The 20,554-nt window shown below is 69.0% G+C and carries 21 protein-coding genes; 8 read left to right on the forward strand and 13 right to left on the reverse strand.

Features of this window, described 5'->3' with window-relative positions:
• Nucleotides 1–2: 2 nt before the first annotated feature.
• Together IEV93_RS14150 and IEV93_RS14155 are read right to left on the reverse strand one after the other, a co-directional pair.
• Complete coding sequence (locus IEV93_RS14150) at nucleotides 3–944, reverse strand: glycine betaine ABC transporter substrate-binding protein (RefSeq protein WP_188490648.1); 942 nt, start codon at nucleotides 942–944, stop codon at nucleotides 3–5.
• A gap of 12 nt (nucleotides 945–956) precedes the next feature.
• Nucleotides 957–2,159, reverse strand: a complete 1,203-nt coding sequence (locus IEV93_RS14155; RefSeq protein ID WP_188490649.1) for an NAD(P)-dependent malic enzyme — start codon at nucleotides 2,157–2,159, stop codon at nucleotides 957–959.
• 122 nt (nucleotides 2,160–2,281) lie between these two features.
• On the opposite strand from IEV93_RS14155, the gene IEV93_RS14160 reads away from it, so the two are divergent.
• Nucleotides 2,282–3,349 carry a magnesium and cobalt transport protein CorA gene (locus tag IEV93_RS14160; RefSeq protein WP_188490650.1) on the forward strand — a complete coding sequence of 356 codons (1,068 nt, stop codon included), beginning with the start codon at nucleotides 2,282–2,284 and terminating at the stop codon, nucleotides 3,347–3,349.
• A 5-nt stretch (nucleotides 3,350–3,354) separates the two neighbouring features.
• Here IEV93_RS14160 and IEV93_RS14165 read toward each other — a convergent pair whose 3' ends face one another.
• Entirely contained in the window at nucleotides 3,355–3,939 is a 585-nt protein-coding gene (locus tag IEV93_RS14165; RefSeq protein ID WP_188491562.1) for a suppressor of fused domain protein, read from the reverse strand.
• 40 nt (nucleotides 3,940–3,979) lie between these two features.
• On the opposite strand from IEV93_RS14165, the gene IEV93_RS14170 reads away from it, so the two are divergent.
• A complete protein-coding gene (locus IEV93_RS14170; RefSeq protein WP_188490651.1) occupies nucleotides 3,980–4,687 on the forward strand; it encodes a metallophosphoesterase family protein in 708 nt (235 codons plus the stop codon).
• Nucleotides 4,677–5,534 (forward strand): chromosome partitioning protein ParB, encoded by an 858-nt coding sequence (locus IEV93_RS14175; protein ID WP_188490652.1) that lies wholly within the window; start codon nucleotides 4,677–4,679, stop codon nucleotides 5,532–5,534. Before IEV93_RS14170 ends, IEV93_RS14175 begins: the two co-directional genes overlap by 11 nt.
• A 43-nt stretch (nucleotides 5,535–5,577) precedes the next feature.
• Here the strand turns inward: IEV93_RS14175 and IEV93_RS14180 are convergent, their stop codons facing one another.
• The 6 genes from IEV93_RS14180 to IEV93_RS14205 all read right to left on the reverse strand — a co-directional run bounded on the left by IEV93_RS14180 (nucleotide 5,578) and on the right by IEV93_RS14205 (nucleotide 11,753).
• Complete coding sequence (locus tag IEV93_RS14180; RefSeq protein ID WP_188490653.1) at nucleotides 5,578–6,750, reverse strand: ABC transporter ATP-binding protein; 1,173 nt, start codon at nucleotides 6,748–6,750, stop codon at nucleotides 5,578–5,580.
• 2 nt (nucleotides 6,751–6,752) lie between these two features.
• A complete protein-coding gene (locus tag IEV93_RS14185) occupies nucleotides 6,753–7,583 on the reverse strand; it encodes a carbohydrate ABC transporter permease (protein WP_188490654.1) in 831 nt (276 codons plus the stop codon).
• A 6-nt stretch (nucleotides 7,584–7,589) separates the two neighbouring features.
• Nucleotides 7,590–8,594 (reverse strand): carbohydrate ABC transporter permease, encoded by a 1,005-nt coding sequence (locus IEV93_RS14190; protein WP_188490655.1) that lies wholly within the window; start codon nucleotides 8,592–8,594, stop codon nucleotides 7,590–7,592.
• Nucleotides 8,591–9,997, reverse strand: a complete 1,407-nt coding sequence (locus IEV93_RS14195; RefSeq protein ID WP_188490656.1) for an extracellular solute-binding protein — start codon at nucleotides 9,995–9,997, stop codon at nucleotides 8,591–8,593. Before IEV93_RS14195 ends, IEV93_RS14190 begins: the two co-directional genes overlap by 4 nt.
• Before the next feature lie 311 nt (nucleotides 9,998–10,308).
• Nucleotides 10,309–10,803 carry a YflT domain-containing protein gene (locus IEV93_RS14200; protein WP_188490657.1) on the reverse strand — a complete coding sequence of 165 codons (495 nt, stop codon included), beginning with the start codon at nucleotides 10,801–10,803 and terminating at the stop codon, nucleotides 10,309–10,311.
• Nucleotides 10,800–11,753 carry an HpcH/HpaI aldolase/citrate lyase family protein gene (locus IEV93_RS14205; RefSeq protein ID WP_188490658.1) on the reverse strand — a complete coding sequence of 318 codons (954 nt, stop codon included), beginning with the start codon at nucleotides 11,751–11,753 and terminating at the stop codon, nucleotides 10,800–10,802. Before IEV93_RS14205 ends, IEV93_RS14200 begins: the two co-directional genes overlap by 4 nt.
• A 56-nt stretch (nucleotides 11,754–11,809) precedes the next feature.
• On the opposite strand from IEV93_RS14205, the gene IEV93_RS14210 reads away from it, so the two are divergent.
• The 4 genes from IEV93_RS14210 to IEV93_RS14225 all read left to right on the forward strand — a co-directional run bounded on the left by IEV93_RS14210 (nucleotide 11,810) and on the right by IEV93_RS14225 (nucleotide 16,357).
• Nucleotides 11,810–13,108 (forward strand): magnesium transporter MgtE N-terminal domain-containing protein, encoded by a 1,299-nt coding sequence (locus IEV93_RS14210; protein WP_188490659.1) that lies wholly within the window; start codon nucleotides 11,810–11,812, stop codon nucleotides 13,106–13,108.
• Nucleotides 13,105–13,686 carry a DUF1003 domain-containing protein gene (locus IEV93_RS14215; protein WP_188490660.1) on the forward strand — a complete coding sequence of 194 codons (582 nt, stop codon included), beginning with the start codon at nucleotides 13,105–13,107 and terminating at the stop codon, nucleotides 13,684–13,686. Before IEV93_RS14210 ends, IEV93_RS14215 begins: the two co-directional genes overlap by 4 nt.
• A gap of 132 nt (nucleotides 13,687–13,818) precedes the next feature.
• Nucleotides 13,819–15,150, forward strand: coding sequence for a PraA/PraB family alkane oxidation protein activator (locus IEV93_RS14220; RefSeq protein WP_308691222.1), 1,332 nt, complete (start codon nucleotides 13,819–13,821; stop codon nucleotides 15,148–15,150).
• Nucleotides 15,151–15,199: 49 nt separating this feature from the next.
• Nucleotides 15,200–16,357: an Mrp/NBP35 family ATP-binding protein gene (locus IEV93_RS14225; protein ID WP_188490662.1), complete on the forward strand. Its 1,158-nt coding sequence runs from the start codon at nucleotides 15,200–15,202 to the stop codon at nucleotides 16,355–16,357.
• A 22-nt stretch (nucleotides 16,358–16,379) separates the two neighbouring features.
• On the opposite strand, the gene tatB is transcribed toward IEV93_RS14225, so the two are convergent.
• The 4 genes from tatB to sigE form a co-directional block, all read right to left on the reverse strand.
• Entirely contained in the window at nucleotides 16,380–16,889 is a 510-nt protein-coding gene (gene tatB, locus IEV93_RS14230) for a Sec-independent protein translocase protein TatB (protein WP_188490663.1), read from the reverse strand.
• A gap of 34 nt (nucleotides 16,890–16,923) precedes the next feature.
• Entirely contained in the window at nucleotides 16,924–18,444 is a 1,521-nt protein-coding gene (locus tag IEV93_RS14235; protein WP_188490664.1) for a S1C family serine protease, read from the reverse strand.
• Nucleotides 18,441–18,881, reverse strand: coding sequence for an anti-sigma factor (locus tag IEV93_RS14240; protein ID WP_188490665.1), 441 nt, complete (start codon nucleotides 18,879–18,881; stop codon nucleotides 18,441–18,443). Before IEV93_RS14240 ends, IEV93_RS14235 begins: the two co-directional genes overlap by 4 nt.
• Nucleotides 18,882–19,040: 159 nt before the next feature.
• On the reverse strand, nucleotides 19,041–19,661 hold the full coding sequence (gene sigE / locus IEV93_RS14245) for an RNA polymerase sigma factor SigE (protein WP_188490666.1): 621 nt from the start codon (nucleotides 19,659–19,661) through the stop codon (nucleotides 19,041–19,043).
• Nucleotides 19,662–19,863: 202 nt separating this feature from the next.
• On the opposite strand from sigE, the gene IEV93_RS14250 reads away from it, so the two are divergent.
• Nucleotides 19,864–20,538, forward strand: a complete 675-nt coding sequence (locus tag IEV93_RS14250) for an O-methyltransferase (RefSeq protein WP_188490667.1) — start codon at nucleotides 19,864–19,866, stop codon at nucleotides 20,536–20,538.
• Nucleotides 20,539–20,554: the final 16 nt, after the last annotated feature.

Below are 20,554 nucleotides of genomic sequence, written 5' to 3' on the forward strand. Positions count from 1 at the left end.
GACTACAGGCTGTGCTCGCCGAGCCAGTTGTCGACGACCGTGTCGACGCTGCCCGGGTCGCGGGAGACCCGCTCGGCCATGGTCGCCAGGTCCGCGGTGGTCAGCTCGCCGGCCACCTTGTTGATGGCCTTGATCTGATCGCGCGTCAACGCCGCGGTGGAGAACACCGGGACGAGGTTCTGTGCGCGGATCGCGGGCTGGTCGGCCGCGTCGGCGGGCGCGGCCGACGCCTGCGGGCGGCCGTTCGCCTGCTGTGTGGCGTCGGCGAGTGCCTGCAGGTTCGCTTCGGTGCCCGCGGTGGACAGGGTGGACACGAGACCGACGGCGTTCTGACCGGCCACCGCCGACACCACCTCCGACACACTCGAGACCTGACGGAACGGCCCGAACCGGCAGCCCACGCCGCCGAGGGCCGCGAGTGTCCCCGGGTCGGGGGCGCGGTCGCCGACCACGGGCAACCCCGCAGGCAACCGAGAGCACTCGGACAGCTCGTCGACGTCGCGCGCCGATGCGAGCGACGCGGCGACGACCACCTGCAGCTGATCGGAGACCGGGGTCGGGTCGCCGACCGAGACGCCCTGCGGCAGCGCGCTGTTGAGCGCGGCGTAGACGGCATCGGAACCGGTGTCGGTCGCGTTGGGGGCCAACTCCGCGAGCAGGCTGCCGGTGAACGCGGGGAAGAGGTCGACGCGGCCGGAGTCGAAACCCGCGAGCAGACGCGGGTAGCTCGCGGTGACGACGTCGGACGCCACGGCGGCACCGTTGTGCCGCAGCACCTCTGCGTAGATCTGCGCGGCCACCCGCGGCGCGGCGCCCGGTGCGCTGCCGATGACCAGGTCGGTGTCGGTACCCGACGAGTCACCGCAGGCGACACCGCCGATCAGCACCGCCAGCACGACCACGATGGCCTGGGCGGCACGGACGGGAGCGGACGGGCGCCTCATGGTGTCGACTTCCTACTCCTCGCCGGCCGCGGCCGCGACGGCAGCGGCGACCGCGGGTGCCACGCGGGGGTCGAGCGGGCTGGGGACGATCATGTCGGCGGCCAATTCGCCGCCGAGGACCCCGACGATCGCGTCGGCGGCGGCTATCTTCATGGTCTCGGTGATCCGTCGGGCGCGGGCGTCGAGGGCACCCCGGAACACGCCGGGGAACGCCAGGACGTTGTTGATCTGGTTCGGGAAGTCGCTGCGCCCGGTGGCCACGACGGCCGCATATCTGCGGGCGATGTCGGGGTGGACCTCCGGATCCGGGTTGGACAGCGCGAGGATGATGCCGCCGGGTGCCATGGTCGCCAGGGCCTCCTCCGACACCGTCCCGGCGCTGAGACCGAGGAACACGTCGGCCCCGACCATCGCGTCGGCGAGGCCGCCCGTGCGGCCCTCGGGATTGGTGCGACCGGCGAGGTCGGCCTTGACGTCGTGCAGGTCAACCCGGTCGGCGGAGACGATCCCCTTCGAATCGATCACGGTGACGTCGGCGATCCCGTCGGCGAGAAGCATGTTGGCACAGGCGACCCCGGCCGCCCCCGCGCCGGACACGACCACCTTCAGGTCGCGGCGGTCGCGGTCGAGGTGCGTGCACGCACCCTTGAGGGCGGCGAGGACGACGATCGCGGTGCCGTGCTGGTCGTCGTGCATGACCGGGCAGTCGAGCGCCTCGATGACGCGCTTCTCGATCTCGAAACACCGTGGCGCGGAGATGTCCTCGAGGTTCACCGCGCCGAACGACGGACGGAGTCGGACGAGTGTCTCGACGATCTCGTCGGGATCCTGGGTGTCGAGCACGAGCGGGATCGAGTCGAGTCCGGCGAAACTCTTGAACAGGGCCGACTTGCCCTCCATCACCGGCAAGGACGCACGCGGACCGATGTCGCCGAGACCGAGGACGGCGCTGCCATCGCTCACGACGACGACCAGCCGGTCGGTCCAGGTGTAGCGGCGGACGAGTTCGGGATCGGCGGCGATGGCGCGCGACACCTCGGCGACGCCGGGCGTGTACGCGATCGACAGGGCACGTCGGGTGTCGAGCGGCGCGGTGATCCACACCGACAACTTCCCACCCTCGTGCCCGGCGAAGATGTCGTCGCGGGTGATGTCCACCGGCGTCGGGCTCGCGGTGGACGGTTCGCTGGCGTCGTCGACGACGGTGTTCGGCACGGCGCACACGCTACCCGTAGGGCCCCGGCCGTCCGCGGCCGTACCATGGCGTCGCGGCCGTCGGCCGTCGGCCGCCACGCCCCGCGGCCGCAGATGCACCACACGCCCGAGGAGGTCCCACCATGCCGTCGTTGCCGTCCCTACGACCCGGCGGTGGAGGCCCCTCCCGACCTCAGGTCCCGATCCCGCCCGCCCGTGCGGTGGTCGACTGCGCCGTCTACGTCGACGGCGTGCGGATGTCCGGGCGGCGCTCCTACAGCGAGGCGCTGGCCGAGGTCCGTGCGACCGGTGAGGGTTTCGTCTGGGTCGGGCTACACGCTCCCGACGACCGTCAGATGAACGGTGTGGCCGAGACGTTCTGTCTGCACGAGTTGATGGTCGAGGACGCGGTGCACGCCCACCAACGGCCGAAACTAGAACGCTACGACGACACCCAGTTCATCGTGTTGCGCACCGTCAAGTACGTCGAACACGAGTCGCTGAACACCACCAAGGAGGTGGTCGAGACCGGCGAGATCATGATCTTCGTCGGCCCCGACTTCGTCATCACCGTCCGGCACGGCGACTTCACCGAGCTCAAGGGCGTCCGGCATGCGCTCGAGGCGCGCCCAGACCGTCTCGCACTGGGCCCCTACGTCGTGATGCACGCCATCGCCGACTACGTCGTCGACACCTACCTCGACGTCACCGCCGCGGTGGAGACCGACCTGGACTCGCTCGAGGAGAACATCTTCTCCCCCGGCGGTCTCATCGAGATCGACTCGGTCTACCTCCTCAAGCGCGAGATGACCGAACTCCGGCGAGCCGTCGCGCCGCTCACGATCCCGCTCCAGCGACTCACCTCCCCGGACAACGACCTCTGCCCGAAGGAGGTCCGACGCTACATGCGCGACGTGCTCGACCATCACACCACCGTCGCGGAGCAGATCGGGACCTTCGACGAGGTGCTGACGTCGTTGCTCGAAGCCGCCTCGGCGAAGATCGGCATCCAGCAGAACACCGACATGCGCAAGATCACGTCGTGGGTGGCGATCGCCTCGGTGCCGACCATGGTCGCGGGCATCTACGGTATGAACTTCGACCACATGCCCGAACTGCACTGGCAATACTCGTATTACGTGCTCCTGGCGTTCCTGGCCACGGTGTCGGTGCTGCTGTGGCGCACCTTCCGGCGTAACCACTGGCTCTGAACGGCTCAGACCGCACCGGGGTCGGCGGCGATCCGATCGGGGTCGGCGACGTCGATCCCGGCCTCGTCCCACGCGCGGCGCAGGGCGTCGACACCGCGGAGTCGGACCCACGCCGCCTCGTTGCCGGTGACCGGCACCGCGCGCAGGAACGTCACCGCCGACATCGGGTCGGGTAGCGGGCAGTCGTCGATGTCGTCGGACTCGAGAACGACCGCGGTACACGACGATCCCGACCAGAGGGGCTCGCCCAGATCGATCAGCGCGTCGGGCACCAGCACGATGCCCTCGACCGAGGGCGCGGCGGCCAGCAACGCCAGGCTGCGATGCAGTCCGGGCAGCTCGCGTTTCTGCGCCATCCTGATCACGATCTCCGCGCGGGGACCGTGCAGCGGATCCGCGGCGAGGTCGGTCGGATCGGTCATCGGGTGTCGGGCGCATCCGACGCTGATGTAGACGACCTGCGTGTCGGCCTCGAACCGGAGCACGTCCACCGGTTCCACGCCGAGAAACGTGACGGACGCCTTCTGGGGGGATGCGGACAGGACCGACTGCAGGTGGACGGTGATCTGTTCGGTGACGTGCTCGCTCATCGTCATCAGTCAACACCTTCCCGGCCGGTAGCCTCGACACATGGTGCGAGTTCTCGCGGTGGCCGACGAGGTGGTCGATGCACTGACCTGCGGTCTCGTCGAACAACTCGCCCCCGATCTGATCCTGGGGGCCGGCGACCTGCCGTTCGACTACCTCGAGACGCTCTCGACCCGTAGCGGCGCGCCGTGCGTCTTCGTCCCCGGTAACCACGATCGCGACCTGTCCGGCTTTCGACGCGGACGGGGTGGATGGGTGCGCGCCGGCCTGCCCGCCTCGGACCCGGGGCCACGCGGCGCCGTGAACGCGGACGGCCGGGTGGTCACCGTCGCGGGTCTGCGCATCGCCGGGTTGGGTGGCTCGATCCGGTACAACGACGGCCCGAACCAGTATCGCGAGGCGGCACAGCGGCGGCGCGCGAACCGACTGCGGTGGCGGCGACGTCTGACCGGACGATCGTCGGCGCCGGTGGACATCCTGCTGACGCACAGCCCGGCCCGCGGATACGGCGACGGCGACGACGGCCCCCACATCGGTTTCCGATGCCTCATCGGGTTGGTGCGGACCCTGCGGCCCCAGGCACTGATCCACGGCCACATCCACCCGTACGGCATGACGCCGGCGGATCTGCAGATCCCGGTGGACGATTCGGGGTCGGCCCTGTCGATGAACACCGTGGGATACACCGTCTTCGACATCGACGCCGGCGGCAGCGGGATATCCGTGCGGAGGCGCAGACATGGCTCGTGACACCGGCTTTCCCGACGCGGACGCCGAGAACGATTTCTCCCGCCTGCGCAGGCAGGCCGAACTCGCGCGTCTCTCGGCGTGGTTCACCAGGACACCTGCCGACGTCAACACCATCCTGCCGTTCGACGAGGTCGTCGCCGCACTCGGCCGCACCGGTGAGACCAACGTCGGCCTGGTCGTGGTCGAGGTGTCGACGATCGTCGGGAGTGTGGACCGGACACGGGATTTCGACCGCTACTTCCGACCCACCTCGGCACGTGTGCGGGCGCGGTGGCAGCGCCTGGCCGCCGCACAGCGACGCGGCGAGTCGGTGCCGCCGATCATCCTCTACCGCGTCGGGTCGATGCACTTCGTCGTCGACGGACACCACCGGGTGTCCATCGCGATCGCCCGTCGCATCAAGACGCTCGACGCCTACGTCACCGAGATCCACACCCGCATCTCACCCGACGGGATCAACGCCACGTCCGACCTGGTCCTCAAGGACCACCGTCGCCTGTTCCTGGCGCGGGTACCGCTGGCGGGCAAACAGGCCGAGGCCATCACCGTCGAGGACCCGTTCGACTACGCCGAACTGGCCGAGAACGTGGAGGCATGGGGATTCCGTCTCACCCAGGAGATCGGCGAGTTCCTGTCCCGGGGCGAGATCGCCCGCCGCTGGTTCGGTGAGGAGTTCCTGCCGGTGGTGCGCATGGCGCGCCGCGCCGAGGTCCTGCCCTCGGTGACCAGCGACGCCGAGCTCTACATGTGGCTGGCCTGCGAGCGTTATCGCCTCGTGCGCAAGCACATCTGGGACGAGGACATCATCGACGAGCTCCGCACACTCGCGCCGCGCCGCCGACCCTGAGGTCGTCTACGACGCGGCGCGGTGTGCGTCGGCGACGAGCTTTCTACAGGCGCAGGTTGTGACCGCTGGCCTGGTCGAAGAGCGCGACCTTCGAGGTGTCGTAGAACAGTTCCGCCGACTGCCCCTTGGTGATCGTCGACTCGGGCGACAGCCGCGCGATGAGCTGGTTGGACCCGAAGTCGGCACCGGAGTCGGCCGCGAGTTCGGCCAGCGCATCGCTCGAGGCCCGCTGGCCCTCGACGGTGAAGTAGGCGAACTTGTCCGATCCCATGGACTCGAGCACCTCGATGTGGGCGGCGAAGGAGCCGCCGTTGCCACGCGCCAGGGTGTCGAGCAGCTTCGCGTCCTCGAAGTGCTCGGGGCGGATGCCGACCAACACCTCGCCGTTGCTCTGCACCGACTGCGCGTTGGACACGACCTTCTGGTGATCGGGGACGACGATCTCACCGATCGCGGTCTGCACCGACCCGGCGGTCAGCGTGCCCGGCAGGAAGTTCATCGCCGGCGACCCGATGAACCCGGCCACGAACAGGTTCGCCGGGTTGGCGTACAGCTCCTGCGGCGACCCGATCTGCTGCACGTGTCCGCCGCGCAGGACGACCACGCGATCGCCGAGGGTCATGGCCTCGGTCTGGTCGTGGGTGACGTACACCGTGGTGGTGCCCAGTCGCTGCTGCAGCCGGGAGATCTCGGTGCGCATCTGCACGCGCAGCTTCGCGTCGAGGTTCGACAGCGGCTCGTCCATGAGGAAGGCCTTGGGGTCGCGCACGATCGCGCGGCCCATGGCGACGCGCTGACGCTGACCACCGGAGAGGTTGGCCGGCTTGCGGTCGAGGTACTGGCCCAGGTCGAGGATCCGTGAGGCCTCGTCGACCTTCGCCGCGATCTCCGACTTCGAGAGCTTCGCCAGCGTGAGCGGGAACGCGATGTTGTCGCGCACGGTCATGTGCGGATACAGCGCATAGCTCTGGAAGACCATGGCGATGTCGCGGTCCTTCGGGGCCTTCTCGTTGACGCGCGTCCCACCGATGCGCAGTTCGCCCGAGGAGATGTCCTCGAGGCCCGCGATCATGTTGAGCGTCGTGGACTTGCCGCAGCCCGAGGGTCCGACCAGGATCACGAACTCGCCGTCGGCGATCTCGATGCTCACCTCGCTGACCGCCAGCGAACCGTCGGGGTACTTCTTGGTCACCTTGTCGAGAACGATGTCGGCCATGGCTATCCCTTCACAGCGCCGGAGGTCAGGCCGGCAACGATTCGACGTTGGAAAAAGAGCACGAAGATGATGATCGGAATGGTGATGACGACCGCCGCCGCCGCGATGGAGCCGGTCGGTTCGGCGAACTGCGAGTCACCGGTGAAGTTCGAGATCGCCGCGGGTGCGGTGATCGAGTTCTCCGTCGAGGTCAACGAGATCGCCAGGAGCAGGTCGTTCCAGGCGAAGATGAACACCAGGATCGCCGCGGTGACGATGCCGGGTGCGGCGAGCGGTGCGATCACTTTGCGGAAGGCCTGCGCCGGTGTGGCGCCGTCCATCTTGGCGGCCTTCTCCAGCTCCCACGGGATCTCGCGGAAGAACGCCGAGAGCGTGTAGACCGCCAGCGGCAGCGCGAACGTGATGTAGGGCAGGATCAGTCCCGGCCAGGTGTCGAACAGTCCGACCGCACGCTCGATGTTGAACAGCGGTGTCACCAGGGAGATCTGGGGGAACATCGCGATCAACAGCGCCGCTCCCACGAACAGCTTCTTGCCCGGGAAGTCGAGGCGCGCGACGGCGTAGGCGGCCATCGTGCCCAGCAGCACCGCGATCACCGTGGTGATCAGGCCGATGCCGATGGAGTTGATCAGCGCGCTGGTGAACACGCTGGTGTCGAAGATGCCCTTGTAGTTCTCCCAGGTGAAACTCTTCGGGATGAAGTTGCCGTCGGTCACCTGGCCCGGGGGCTTGAGCGACAGGCTCACGATCCACAGGACCGGCACCAGGGCGTACACCACCACCAGCAGGTTGATGACCGACCAGCCGACCTTTTTCCCCAACGTCTGATTCATGGTCGGCTACCGCCCCTCGTTGTCGGAACCGGGCGCCGATGCACCGAACCCCTTGATGAACAGTGCGGCGATGATCGCGACGGTCAGGAAGATCAGCACGCTGACCGCCGAACCGACGCCGAGATTGAACGCCTTGAACAGGTTGTCGTAACCGAGGATCGACACCGAGTAGGTGGTGTTCGCCCCCTTGGTCAACACGTAGATGTTGTCGAAGATGCGGAACGCGTCGAGGGTGCGGAACAGCAGCGCCACCAGGATCGCGGGCTTCATCAACGGGATCGTGATGCGTATCAATCGCGTCCAGGCACCGGCACCGTCGACCTGGGCCGCCTTGAGCAGGTCGTCGGGGACCAACGCGAGGCCGGCCAGCAGCAGCAGCGCCATGAACGGCGTCGTCTTCCACACCTCGGCGAGCACGATGATCGCCAGCGAGGGCCACTGCTCGGTGAGAGGCGCGCTGCCGTCGGGGAGCAGGTTGGCCAGGTACCCGGTCTCCGGCGTCCATGCGTAGAACCACGAGAACGCGGCCGCGACGGTGACGATGCCGTACGGGATCAGGACGACCGTGCGGACGGTTCCCCGCCCGAAGATGGTCCGGTGCATGACCAGCGCCACGGCGAGACCGAGTACGAACTCGATGGCCACCGAGACCAGGGTGATGCCCAGCGTCACACCGAATGCCGTCCACCAGTAGTTGTCCCCGAGCACGGTCACGTAGTTCGAGAACCAGACGAACTCGTCCTTGCCGGGAGCCGAGAGGCTGGCCTTGAACAGGCTCAGGTAGATCGAGTAGACGATGGGATAACCGGTCACGACGAGCATCACGATCGCGGCGGGCGCCACCAGCATCAGGCCGAGGCGACGATCGGCCTTCTTGCCGTCACTGGCGTTCTTCGCTGTGGGAGGTGCTCCCCCACCACCGGTCGTGGCCGGCGACGCGGTGCTCGCCGGGGTGTCGGGGCGCGCGTGACGCCCTCCGGGCTGCGTGAGCCCACCATCGGCAGTCGTCATGGGATCAGTCCCTCACCGTCGATTGCCTTGCGGACCTGCTCGGCGAGCACATCGACTCCGCTCTTGGGGTCGAGTCCGCCGGGCGGACTCAGCTTGGCCACCAGCAGCGTCGAGATCGCCTGGTAGACCGGCGATGCCGGTCGGTTGGCGGACGCATCCGCCTCCAGCTGCGCCTTGATGTCGTCGCCCATGGGGTAGGTCTGCTTGAAGTCGGCATCCTCGTAGATCGACGAGATCGTCGGCGGAGTACCACCGCTGATGGAGTACACCTTCTGCGCGTCGGTGTTGGTCAGGCACTGAGCCGCCTTGAACGCCAGGGCCTTCTGCTTCGACGTACTCGCCACGGCCAGGTTCACCCCACCGACGGTCACCTTCGCGGGCGTGCCCGGGTTGACCGCGGGGTAGCGCGCGAAGTCGAACTTCGTACGCACCAGTTGGTTGACCGGACCGAGCTCGGAATCGGCGGGCGGGTTGTCGGCGTCGGCGAACAGCTTGCCGTAGCGCTGCGCCATCTCCGGGAAGAACGAGACGTCACCCGCCGCGGCGTTCGACCGCATGCTGGGGAACACGAACGGATAGTTGATCTGGAAGGAGGACAGACCGCCCTCCATCGCCAGTCGTCCCTCGTTCTCCTTGTTGTTGCTCAGCGAGGGGTCGCGACCGGGCGCGGTGGCGATCGCACGCATCACCGTCAGCGCCTTCTCGGTCGCGGCGCGGTGCGCCGGGGTGTCGTTGAGGGTGATCTTGGTGGCGTCGTCCGGGTCCACCACCGACCCACCCGCGCTGGCCAACAGACTGTTGAACCAGACCATCAGACCCTCGTACTGCGCGCCCTGGACCTCGATGTAGCTGGGGCCGCCCGCCGCGAGGATCTTCGCGTTGTCCGAGAGCAGCTCGTCCCAGTTCTGGGGAGCGGTCCGCTTGCCCAGGTACTTCTGCAGCACGTCGGGGCGGAACCACAGCAGCTGCGTGTTGGTCCACGTCGGGATCGCGTACAGCCGCTTGCCGGCGTCGGAGTCGGTCTTCCACTCCGCGGTCTCGAGGGGACCGGGCAGCGATTCCTGGCTGATCTTCGAGACCAGGTCGTTCGGCACCGGCTCGAGCCATCCCGCGTCGGCGAACTCGGCCGTCCACACGACGTCCATGCCCATGAGATCGAGCCCGGCGTCGTTGCCGGACAGTCGGCGCGCCAACTGCAGACGCTGGTCGTCCGCGGCCTTGGGCAGCGCATGGGTGACGATGTTGTACTCACCGTTGGACGCGGCGCTGCACTTCTTGCCGACCTGGTCGATGAACGTCGCGCCGTCGGCGGGCGCGTACGCGTTGAGCGTGCCCGTCGTGTAGCCCGAACCGCAGGCGCTGACCCCGGGGATCACCACCGCGGCCGCGATGGCCGCGACCATCAGTTTCGACGCACCGGGGCGACGAAGAAATCCCCCCTGGTGCGGACGGGATGGCCCGCCCCCTGAAACCTTTTTCCCCGCCACGTGCGCCTCCTTGCGACCGGAGCACACGCACCAACTATCGGCGTGCACCTTCGAATGCCTGAGGCGTTACGTTATATGTGGCAATTCGTGACGCGCAACACATTCGGCATGATCGTCCCAACCCGATGCGAAATTGCCGCCCTGCGGCCACATCTTGTCGGTCGACACCGCCCCCGGACCACCCGAACACCGTCGACGATCGGCGCGGGTGTGGTAACGCGGTCCGATCAGATCGAGGTGCGCGCCAACAGGTCGCGAGCCTTCTCGGCGCTCTTGGGATCGCAGATCACGTCATAGCGACCGGCAACCAGCTGCATCGTCGAGGCGAAGTCGCGCTGCCCCTTCGTGGCCGCGTAGGGGATGGACGTCGAGATGACACCGAAGACGATGCCGCCGACGAGACCGAAAAGCAGTGGCACGATTGCGTTCCCGGTCACGACGAGACTGACCAGCAGCCCGAAGAACAGTCCGAGCCATGCGCCGGACACGATGCCACCACCGATCACCTTTCCCCAGGTGAGTCGGCCGAGCACCCGCTCGACCTGCATCAGATCGACCCCGACGATGGTCACGTCCTGGACCGAGAAGTTCTCGTCGGATAGGTAGTCGACCGCTTTCTGCGCCTCGGCGTAGGTGCCGTAGGAGCCGATGGGCCAGCCGGTGGGCGGCGTGGGGAGACCCGGGGTCTCGCGGCCGGTTCCGGGTCGCATCGGGTTGGTCATGTCTGGTGGTCCTCTCGTTGCAGGCCGGCGGCGCGGCCCTTCTGTGCGATCTTGCCCGCCATCGCAGCGCTCGCCTCGTCGATCATCTCACCGCGGTGGCGTACCGCGCCGCGTGCGCCACCGGGGCGCGACGTGGCCTCCCGATAGGCGTCGAGCAGGTTCTCGGCTGCGTCGTAGTCGCTCTGCCGTGGCGTGAAGGCCGCATTGGCCGTGTCGATCTGACCGGGGTGGATGACCCACTTCCCGTCGAATCCCAGGGCTGCGACCGCAGCAGCATTGCGGCGGAACGCATCTGGCGCATCGATGGCGAGGTAGGGCCCGTCGATCGCAGCCAGGCCGTGCGCGCGGGCCGCGATCAGCACCGACATCAGCACGTGGTGATGCGCGTCACCACGGGTGTACCCGTCGGGTTGCTCGCCGGTGGTCAGGGTCTGCATGCCCAGACTCGCCGCCATGTCCGCCGGTCCGAGCACCAACGACTCCAGACGCGGACTGGCCGAGGCGATCTCGTCGATCTTCGTCAGCGCGATCGCGTCCTCGATCTGCGCCTGGATCCCGATGGCCGACGGTTCGAGGTCGTGCTTGGTCTCGAGTTGGGTCAGCAGCAGGTCGATCGCCACGACCTCCGCACCCGAACGCACCTTCGGCACGATGATCGAGTCGATGTGCGCGCCCGCACCGGCCACCACCGCGATGAGATCGTCGTGGGTCCAGGGCGTGGACCAGCCGTTGACCCGCACCGCACGCCGCTGCCGACCCCATCCCGGATGGGCGAGCGCCTCGACGATCGTCGCCCGGGCGGTTTCCTTCTCGCTCGGGGCGACCGCGTCCTCGAGATCGCAGAACACCTCGTCGGCGGGCAGATCACGCGCCTTGCCCAGCATCTTCGCCGAACTGCCCGGAACGGCCAGCACCGACCGTCGCGAACCCGGCGACGACTGTGTCTGCATGCGTATCGACCTCTCCGCGAGCGGCTTCACAACGGGCGATGACTACCCTTACAGCCATGGCAGCAGTGAGCAAGGTGTTCGTGGCCAGGCTCGCGGGCCTGGCGGTACTCGGTCCGGACGGCGAATCGATCGGCCGGGTGCGTGACCTCGTGCTCGCCCTGCGCTACGACACCGCCCAACCGCGTGCGCTCGGTCTCGCCGTCGAACTGTCCACGCGACGACGGATCTTCGTCCCGATGCTGCGCGTCACCACCATCGAGCCGAACTCGGTGACGCTCAACACCGGAACCGTCAGCATGCGACGACTCAACCTCCGCCCCGGCGAGGCGCTGGCCATCGGTCAGATCCTCGATTCCCGCGTCCGGATCGCCGACCCGGACATCCCCGAGTTGGCGAGCACCGACGCGACCGTCGTCGATCTGGGCATCGAGCGCAACCGCACCCGGGACTGGACGGTCTCGCGGGTGGCGGTCCGCGGCCTGCGATCACGACTGGGCCGACGAGGCGGCACGCACGTCGTGGACTGGAACACCGTCCGGGGCCTCACCCACAGCGCCCTGGAACTCCCGGGACAGGGTGTCGCCCAGGCGCTCTCGCAGTTCGACGGCATGCGTGCGGCCGACGTGGCCAACGCCCTGCGCGAGCTGCCACCGAAGCGGCGGATGGAGATCGCCGCCGCGCTCGACGACGAACGTCTGGCCGACGTCATCCAGGAGCTGCCCACCGACGACCAGACCGAGCTCATCGGCCGCATGGAGGTGGACCGCGCCGCGGACGTGCTCGAGGCCATGGACCCCGACGACGCGGCCGACCTCCTCGGCGAGCTGCCCGACGCCGAGGCCGAGGCGCTGCTGCAACTGATGGACCCGATCGAGTCCGAGCCCGTCCGTCGGCTGCTCTCGCACTCCCCCGACACCGCGGGCGGTCTGATGACGCCCGAACCGCTGGTCGTGACCGCGTCGACCACCATCGCCGAGGCGCTGGCCCGGGCCCGCAACATCGACCTGACTCCGGCCTCGGCGAGCCTGACGTTCGTCGTGCGACCACCCACGGCCACGCCCACCGGCAAGTACCTGGGGTGTGTCCACCTGCAGGCGCTGCTGCGTGAGCCACCCGCCAACCTCGTCGGCGGCATCCTCGACACCGACCTCGCGCACCTCAACCCCGAGGACTCGCTGGAGACCGTCACCCGGTACTTCGCGACCTACAACCTGGTGTGCGGACCGGTCGTCGACGAGGAGGGCCATCTGCTCGGCGCGGTCACCGTCGACGACCTCCTCGACCATCTGCTGCCCGAGGACTGGCGTGAGACCGAACCGCAGGACGTCACCCCGGCCGCCGGGGCGAGCTCGTGAGCCCGGACGCGTCTCGGCCGGCGCGCGGCAAGCTCGACACCCCCCGTAGCGGGCGTCGCCGGTTCCGTTTCCACCTCGACTCCGACATCGTCGGCGTCTACAGCGAACGACTGGCCCGGTTCCTCGGGACGGGTCGGTATCTGGGCATCCAGACCATCGTCGTCATCGTGTGGATCACCCTGAACCTGGTGGCGATCAGCATCCGATGGGACCCGTACCCGTTCATCCTGCTCAACCTCGCGTTCTCGACCCAGGCCGCCTACGCGGCCCCGCTGATCCTGCTCGCGCAGAACCGGCAGGAGAACCGGGACCGGGTGGCGCTGGAGGAGGATCGGATGCGGGCCGAGCAGACCAAGGCCGACACCGAGTTCCTCGCCCGCGAGCTCGCCGCCGTGCGCTTGGCCGTCGGCGACACCGTGACGCGCGACTATCTGCGCAAGGAACTCGACGACCTGCTGACCGAGATGACCACGCAGCTCAAGAAGGCCGAGAAACGTCGGAACTCGGAGAACAAGAGCGGCGAGGGGCCGAAAGGTGAGCCCAAGGGCGGCTCGAAACGCGATTCCGCCGACGACTGAGCGTGAACGATCGGTTGTGACCGATCCGCTACGTCACCGTGACCCCATATGTATCGTGGGTCACAGTCCCGGGTCGGGGGATGATGTGAAGATCGGCGAGAACGGAGCTTTCCCAACGTGTCTCGATTCTCGGTGCCCCCCTCGCTTCGTGAGCACTTCCCACGCCGCGCGGTGTCGTTGAGCGTCGCGAGCATCCTCATCGGGGTGTTCGTCCTCGGAGCGGCCACCTCCAGCGCCCAGCGGCAGCCGGCCTCGGTGACCACCGAGGCCGCCGCCCGCGCTGCCGCGCCCGTCGCCGAGGTACTCCCCGGCGCGACCCGCACGCCCGCCGGATTCGCACCGCCCGCCGCGCGACCCGCCGCCGCCGTCGAGGCACTGCGCGTCCTCGCCCCCGCCCTGCCACCGGGACCGCTCGGGATCCCCGGCATCGTCCTGCAGGCCTACAAGCTCGCGGCCGACCGTGTGGGTGCGGAGAACGGCGCCTGCAAGCTCCCCTGGTTCCTGCTCGCCGGGATCGGTCGCATCGAGTCGGGCCACGCCGGCGACGGGTCGGTGGACACCTCCGGTACCACCATCAACCCCATCGAGGGTCCCCTGCTCAACGGCACCCTCGCGGGCAACGCCGTCATCACCGACACCGACAAGGGCGCGATCGACGGGGACGCGACGCACGACCGGGCCATGGGACCCATGCAGTTCATCCCGAGCACCTGGGCGGCCTGGGGAACCGACGCGAACGGCGACGGCAGGGCCGATCCCAACAACATCTTCGACGCGACCCTCGCCGCGGGCCGCTATCTCTGCTCCGGGGTCAGCGACATCATGTCCGCCTCGCATCGGGTGAGTTCGGTACTGCGCTACAACAATTCCGTCGAGTACGCGAACAACGTCCTGACCTGGGCGTTGGCGTACGCCACCGGGGCGTTGCCCACCGCGGGCATCCTCGAACCCAAGCGTCCGCCGTCGACCAGGGTGTCCGCGCCGGTCACCGCGCCCGGCTCCCCGGCACGCACACCGTCGGCGCCCGGCGCTCCCCCGGCGTCCGGCGCCCCGTCCGCTGCGGCCGGACCGACCGCCCGCTTCACGAAGGTGAACACCCGTTTCACCACCCCGGCCACGATCGTCGTCACGTCACCGGCCGGTCCGGTGACCTGCACGGTCGACCTGACCGGCGCGACCAGCACCGACGGGACGACCGCCACCATCAGCAAGGCCACGGTCCGCGGCGCGAACGCGCTGTGCGGTCTGGCCCGCACCGCGGGCATCCCCTGGACGGTGACACCCACGAGCGCGACGGCCGTCGAGATGTCGAACGTCGGTATCGACGCACTGGGCACGCGATGTGAGCCGGTCGTGCTGGCCGGCCCCCTGACCGATGCCCTCACGCCGACGACCGACGCCACCGGCACCTGCACGGTGCGCAGCCTGACACTGCGGCCCACCCCCGCCCTCGCGTCGGCATAGCCGGACGGCGGGTCCGACCCGTCCGCCGCGGCGGATAGTCTGGTCAGCGATGACTGACAACTCCCCACGTACCCCCGCGGACACCGAATCGGCGATCCGGATCGCGCTGTCGAAGGTGACCGATCCCGAGATCGGCAAACCCATCACCGATCTCGGCATGGTCAAGTCCATCGCCGTCGCCCCGGACGGCAGCGTCGACGTCGGTATCTACCTGACCACCTCGGGTTGTCCGCTGCGTACCGAGATCACCGACCGCGTCACGACCGCGGCCGCCGACGTGCCCGGCGTCGGAGCGGTCCGGGTCGAACTCGACGTCATGGACGACGCCCAGCGCACCGAGCTCCGCAAGTCCCTGCGCGGTGACCGCGCCGAACCGGTGATCCCCTTCGCACAGCCGGGCTCGCTGACCCGCGTCTACGCCGTCGCATCCGGCAAGGGCGGAGTCGGCAAGTCGAGCGTCACGGTCAACCTCGCCGCGGCGATGGCGCAGCGCGGTCTCACCGTGGGTGTCCTCGACGCGGACATCTACGGGCACTCCGTGCCCCGGATGATGGGCAACGACGCCAAGCCGACGCAGGTCGAGAAGATGATCATGCCGCCGATGGCGCACGGCGTGAAGTTCATCTCGATCGCGCAGTTCACCAGCGGGAACACCCCGGTCGTGTGGCGCGGGCCCATGCTGCACCGCGCTCTCCAGCAGTTCCTCGCCGACGTCTACTGGGGCGATCTCGATGTCCTGCTGCTCGACCTGCCCCCGGGCACCGGCGACGTGGCCATCTCCATCGCACAGCTCATCCCGGGCGCCGAGATCCTCGTGGTCACCACCCCGCAGCAGGCCGCCGCCGAGGTGGCCGAACGCGCGGGCGCGATCGCGCTGCAGACGCGTCAGAAGATCGTGGGCGTCGTGGAGAACATGTCGTGGATGGAACTGCCCGACGGCAGCCGCATCGAGCCGTTCGGCTCGGGCGGCGGCGAGATCGTCGCCGAGCGTCTCACCCGCGCGGTCGGTTCCGACGTCGCGCTGCTGGGCAAGATCCCGCTCGACACCGCCCTGCGTGAGGGTGGCGACTCCGGGATGCCGCTGGTGCTCTCGGCGCCGACCTCGGCCGCCGGTTCGGCGCTGCTCGAGGTGGCCGAGCGGCTCGCGGTCCGCAGGCGCGGACTGGCCGGCATGAGTCTGGGCATCGACACCGCACGCAACCTGTAGGCGCTCCGGGTCCGAGGTCGGGCTAGGTCGCGTCCCAGTCGGCGATCTCGCGACGCGGCGGGGTCGGGGGTCGGTCGAGGTCGAAGGCCGGGTCGGCGGCGTTCGTCGTCGCCTTGGCCGTGGTCGTCTTCGCGGTGGTCCCCGTGACCGCCGTCTTGTCCATCGACACCGCGGGGGTCGACGCCGACGGGGTGATCTCGGGCATCGGGGCGGAGACCGGCTTGATCGTCGTGTTGTCGTCGAACTTGCCCGTGAAGAAGGATTCGTCGCCGTCGAGCAGGTGCTTGGTGATGATCGACCGCGGGGTCATCCCGCGCAGCTGGTTGAGCTCGGCGAGGGGCGCCCGGAAGTCCTCGAACTCGGGCCCCAGGTCGTCCTTGAGCTGATCGGTCGCGCCGGAGGCGTACTCGCGCACCTGACGCAGGGACTTCATCGTCCAGGTGACGGCACCGGGTAGTCGTTCCGGTCCGAGGATGACGAGACCGGCGATCAGAAGTACGAGGAGCTCTCCCCAACCGACGCTGCTGAACACGGCTTCAGGCTACTCCGGGGTCTCGCCGCGACGATCAGGCGTCGGTGGCCGGCGTGACGGTGGTGTTGAACGTCCGACCGTCCCGCCAGTAGGTCATCGGGACGCTCTTGCCCGGCGTGGCCGTGCGTTCGGCGACGGTGAGCTCGTCGGCGCCGTCGATCGGGCGTCCGTCGAAGGCGGTGACGACGTCACCCTCCCGTAGTCCGGCGCGCTGCGCCGGGGACCCGTCGACGACGTTGCGGACCTGGGCGCCGAGCACCCGGTCGTTGCGCACCGAGCTGGTGTTGACGCCGATCTGGGCGTGCACGGCGCGACCGTCGCGGATCAGTTCCTCGGCGACCCCGCGGACCTCGTTGATCGGGATCGCGAAACCGAGACCGATGGACCCGCCACCGGGTACGAGGCCGGCGGTGTTGATTCCGACGACCTTGGCGTCGTCGTCGACGAGGGGCCCGCCGGAGTTGCCGGGGTTGATCGCGGCGTCGGTCTGGATGCCGTCGATGACGGCATTGGTGTCGGAGGTGTCGTCGGGTCGCAGCGGGACGGCGCGGTGGGTGGCGCTGACGATCCCGCTGGTGACCGTGCGGTCGAGACCCAGCGGCGATCCGAAGGCGATGACCTCCTGGCCGATGGCCAGATCGTCGGAGTTCCCGAGGGCGGCGGTGGTGAGGTTGTCGATGTTGTCGACCTTGATGACCGCGAGGTCGGTGCGGATGTCACGTCCGACGATGCGGGCGGGTACCCGCTGTCGGTCGAAGAACGTGACCTCGAGCTTCGCCTTCTGCGTCGCGGCGAGCGAGATCACGTGGTTGTTGGTGACGATGTAGCCGTTCTTGTCCAGCACGACCCCGGACCCGGTGCCGACGGCGCTCGAGGTGCTGACGGTGATGGCGACGACGGCCTTCTCGACCGCCGAGGCGACACGGGCGACCTGCCCCCGGTTCCCGCCGGGGGTGGAGTCGCTCTCGCCGAGGGAGACCGAATCGGAGTTCAGCGGCGGTGTGACCTCGGCGGTGACGCGGCCGAGCAGGCCACCGATGCCGCCGATGAGCACCGCGATGACGGCGAGCAGGGCGAGCGCACGCCAGCTGACGATGCGGTCGAAGAGCAGTTCACGCGCGCCGAGCTTGCGTCCCGGCACCGTCGGCACCGGTTCGGTCGGGCGGTCGACGGCGGGGCGGTCCATGGCAGCGATGCTGGCCGGGTCGCGCCACGGGTCGGCGGCCGCGGGAGTCTGCTCTGTCTCACCGAACCGGGAGTCCGGATCGCGCTGCAGCGAGTCGACGTCGTCGGATGGTCGGGCGAAGGCCTCGCGCAGCACCGGGTCGGGGTCGGCCACCACTGGCTGGCGCGGACCGGTGCGGACGTGGTCGGACCCCGCGAACGAGCCGGCGACACCGTCGGGCCGCCCGAACACGGCGACGGTCTGCGGCGAGACCGGCGAGTGCCGCGGACGGCGGGGCGCCGGCCGGGACCCACCCTCGGACGGGCCGCTCGGACCCTCGGGGCCGGGGTCCGACGGCGTGGGGCCACCGGACTGCTGATCAGAGGTCAACGATTACGCCACCGGCTCGGACGGTGGACGGGGAAGCCGGGGGCCGACAGCGGTCCGCGCGGGACCCGACGCTCGTCGTTGCGCTCGGCCTCGCGCCGCGCCATGGCGCTGCGCAGATCGATCTCGCGGGTCGGGATCTGGTTGAGCTGGCCCAGCAGGTCGACGGGCATGGTCACGTCGGCGCACGAGCGCAGTGCGCTGCGGGCGGAGGTCTGGGCCTCGACCTCGCCGGCGCACTCGGTGCAGGCCGCGATGTGGCGAGCGGCCCGGAGGTAGGCGTTCATCCGGAGTTCGCCGTCGACGTACGCGGCGATCGCCTCGGTGGCGAGGTGGTCGGTCGATGCGAACGAGCGACCCCCGTCGGATCCGGGAGCACGGTAGGACGCGTTCGGTGAGAACGACGAGTTCGCAGGAGTCCAGCGATTTCGGTCGGCCATCTCGATCACCCCTCTTCGCGGTTCGGCCCGGATGGGACGGCCCGCGACTCGCGGACCATCGACCACGATAGCGAACCCACATCCGGCGTGTCGGGCATCCACCCGCCCGACCTCGACATCAACGAACCGGACGCCCGCAGGGTTCCCGGGGGTGCGCGGCTACAGCGCGGGGGTGGCCACCGAACGACTGCTGGTGTGCCCGTTCGAGGCGAGGTGGTCCCGGATGGCCTGACGACCGCGGTGGATGCGACTGCGCACGGTCCCGAGCTTCACGCCCAGCGTGGTGGCGATCTCCTCGTAGGACAGACCCTCGATGTCGCACAGCACGACCGCTGCGCGGAACTCGGGGGCCAGCGCGTCGAGCGCCTGCTGCAGGTCGGGGTCGAGGTTGGCCTCGACGTAGACCCGTTCCGGGTCGGGGGCGGTGCCGGGAACCCGCTCGTAGTCCTCGGGCAGCGCCTCCATACGGATCTTCGCGCGACGTCGGACCATGTCGAGGAACAGGTTGGTCGTGATGCGGTGCAGCCATCCCTCGAACGTGCCCGCGCGGTAGTTCGACAGCGAGCGGAAAACCCGGATGAAAGTCTCCTGGGTGAGGTCCTCGGCGTCGTGCTGGTTGCCGGACAGGCGGTAGGCCAGCCGGTACACGCGGTCGGCGTGCTCACGGACCAGTTCGTCCCAGGACGGCATGAGGGCGCCGTCGCCGGTCTCGTCGAAGCGCGCGGTTCCTCCCACGACGATGACGTCGGCGTCGACGCTGAGCTGGGGAGATTCGGTCATCTGCGCGGCTCCACTTTCCTCTGGGTGAGATGTGGGGATCAATGCTGGCAACCCGACCCCCTGGGGGTTTGTTCCCGGACCACCACATCTGCTGTTGGTGATGACTCTGGTACATCGGCGTGTGCAAGCAGTGTGAGTGAGCTGAGGTTTCCCTGAGAGTCGCATTCTCTTGTCGGCGGGCACGGGGGATAGCCTCGTCGTTGTGTCCGACACCACCGGTGAGACCCCACCCGATCCCCACTCGTTGCGCGCCTACGCCGAGTCGGCGATCGCCGAGGACGACGCGTTGATCGCCGCCCGCGAACGCGCCCACGAGCTCGGCGCGCCGGCCATCTCCCCCGCCGTCGGCGCGACGCTGTGCCTGCTCGCCCGGCTCGTCGACGCACGGTCGGTCGTCGAGATCGGTACGGGCGCAGGCGTCAGCGGTCTGTGGCTGCTCGGCGGGATGCGGGCCGACGGCGTGCTCACCACCATCGACCCGGAGTCCGAACACCAGCGTGCCGCCAAGGTGGGTTTTGCCGCCGCCGGTGTCGCGGCCTCACGAACACGTCTGATCAACGGCCGCGCCGCCGAGGTGCTCCCCCGTCTCGCCGACGCCTCCTACGATCTCGTCTTCGTCGACGGGGCCGTCATCGACCAACCACGGTACGTCCGAGAGGGTCTGCGGCTGTTGCGGTCCGGTGGCGTCCTGCTGGTGCACAACGCCACCGCCGACGGTCGGATCGCCGACCCGTCGGCCACCGACCCCGACACCGTCGCGGCACGCGAGGCCGCCCTGCTCATCTCCGAGAACGATGCACTGTTGCCGGTGGTGATCCCGCTCGGACGGGGACTGCTCGCCGCCACCCGCGCCGAGCGACCCACCCCCGAGGACTGACGCACCGGGACGAGAA

This window comes from Williamsia phyllosphaerae (genome assembly GCF_014635305.1).
In the GTDB taxonomy this organism is placed as follows: domain Bacteria; phylum Actinomycetota; class Actinomycetes; order Mycobacteriales; family Mycobacteriaceae; genus Williamsia_A; species Williamsia_A phyllosphaerae.

Bases quoted from the DNA above. Each gene is read 5' to 3' on its own strand.
- IEV93_RS14185 (WP_188490654.1), bottom strand. From the start codon at position 7,583: ATGAATCAGACGTTGGGGAAAAAGGTCGGCTGGTCGGTCATCAACCTG.
- IEV93_RS14200 (WP_188490657.1), bottom strand. From the start codon at position 10,803: ATGACCAACCCGATGCGACCCGGAACCGGCCGCGAGACCCCGGGTCTC.
- IEV93_RS14170 (WP_188490651.1), top strand. From the start codon at position 3,980: ATGGTGCGAGTTCTCGCGGTGGCCGACGAGGTGGTCGATGCACTGACC.
- IEV93_RS14240 (WP_188490665.1), bottom strand. From the start codon at position 18,881: ATGGCCGACCGAAATCGCTGGACTCCTGCGAACTCGTCGTTCTCACCG.
- IEV93_RS14160 (WP_188490650.1), top strand. From the start codon at position 2,282: ATGCCGTCGTTGCCGTCCCTACGACCCGGCGGTGGAGGCCCCTCCCGA.
- IEV93_RS14195 (WP_188490656.1), bottom strand. From the start codon at position 9,997: ATGGTCGCGGCCATCGCGGCCGCGGTGGTGATCCCCGGGGTCAGCGCC.
- IEV93_RS14180 (WP_188490653.1), bottom strand. From the start codon at position 6,750: ATGGCCGACATCGTTCTCGACAAGGTGACCAAGAAGTACCCCGACGGT.
- IEV93_RS14205 (WP_188490658.1), bottom strand. From the start codon at position 11,753: ATGCAGACACAGTCGTCGCCGGGTTCGCGACGGTCGGTGCTGGCCGTT.
- IEV93_RS14190 (WP_188490655.1), bottom strand. From the start codon at position 8,594: ATGACGACTGCCGATGGTGGGCTCACGCAGCCCGGAGGGCGTCACGCG.
- IEV93_RS14225 (WP_188490662.1), top strand. From the start codon at position 15,200: ATGACTGACAACTCCCCACGTACCCCCGCGGACACCGAATCGGCGATC.
- IEV93_RS14175 (WP_188490652.1), top strand. From the start codon at position 4,677: ATGGCTCGTGACACCGGCTTTCCCGACGCGGACGCCGAGAACGATTTC.
- sigE (WP_188490666.1), bottom strand. From the start codon at position 19,661: ATGACCGAATCTCCCCAGCTCAGCGTCGACGCCGACGTCATCGTCGTG.
- IEV93_RS14165 (WP_188491562.1), bottom strand. From the start codon at position 3,939: ATGAGCGAGCACGTCACCGAACAGATCACCGTCCACCTGCAGTCGGTC.
- IEV93_RS14150 (WP_188490648.1), bottom strand. From the start codon at position 944: ATGAGGCGCCCGTCCGCTCCCGTCCGTGCCGCCCAGGCCATCGTGGTC.
- IEV93_RS14210 (WP_188490659.1), top strand. From the start codon at position 11,810: ATGGCAGCAGTGAGCAAGGTGTTCGTGGCCAGGCTCGCGGGCCTGGCG.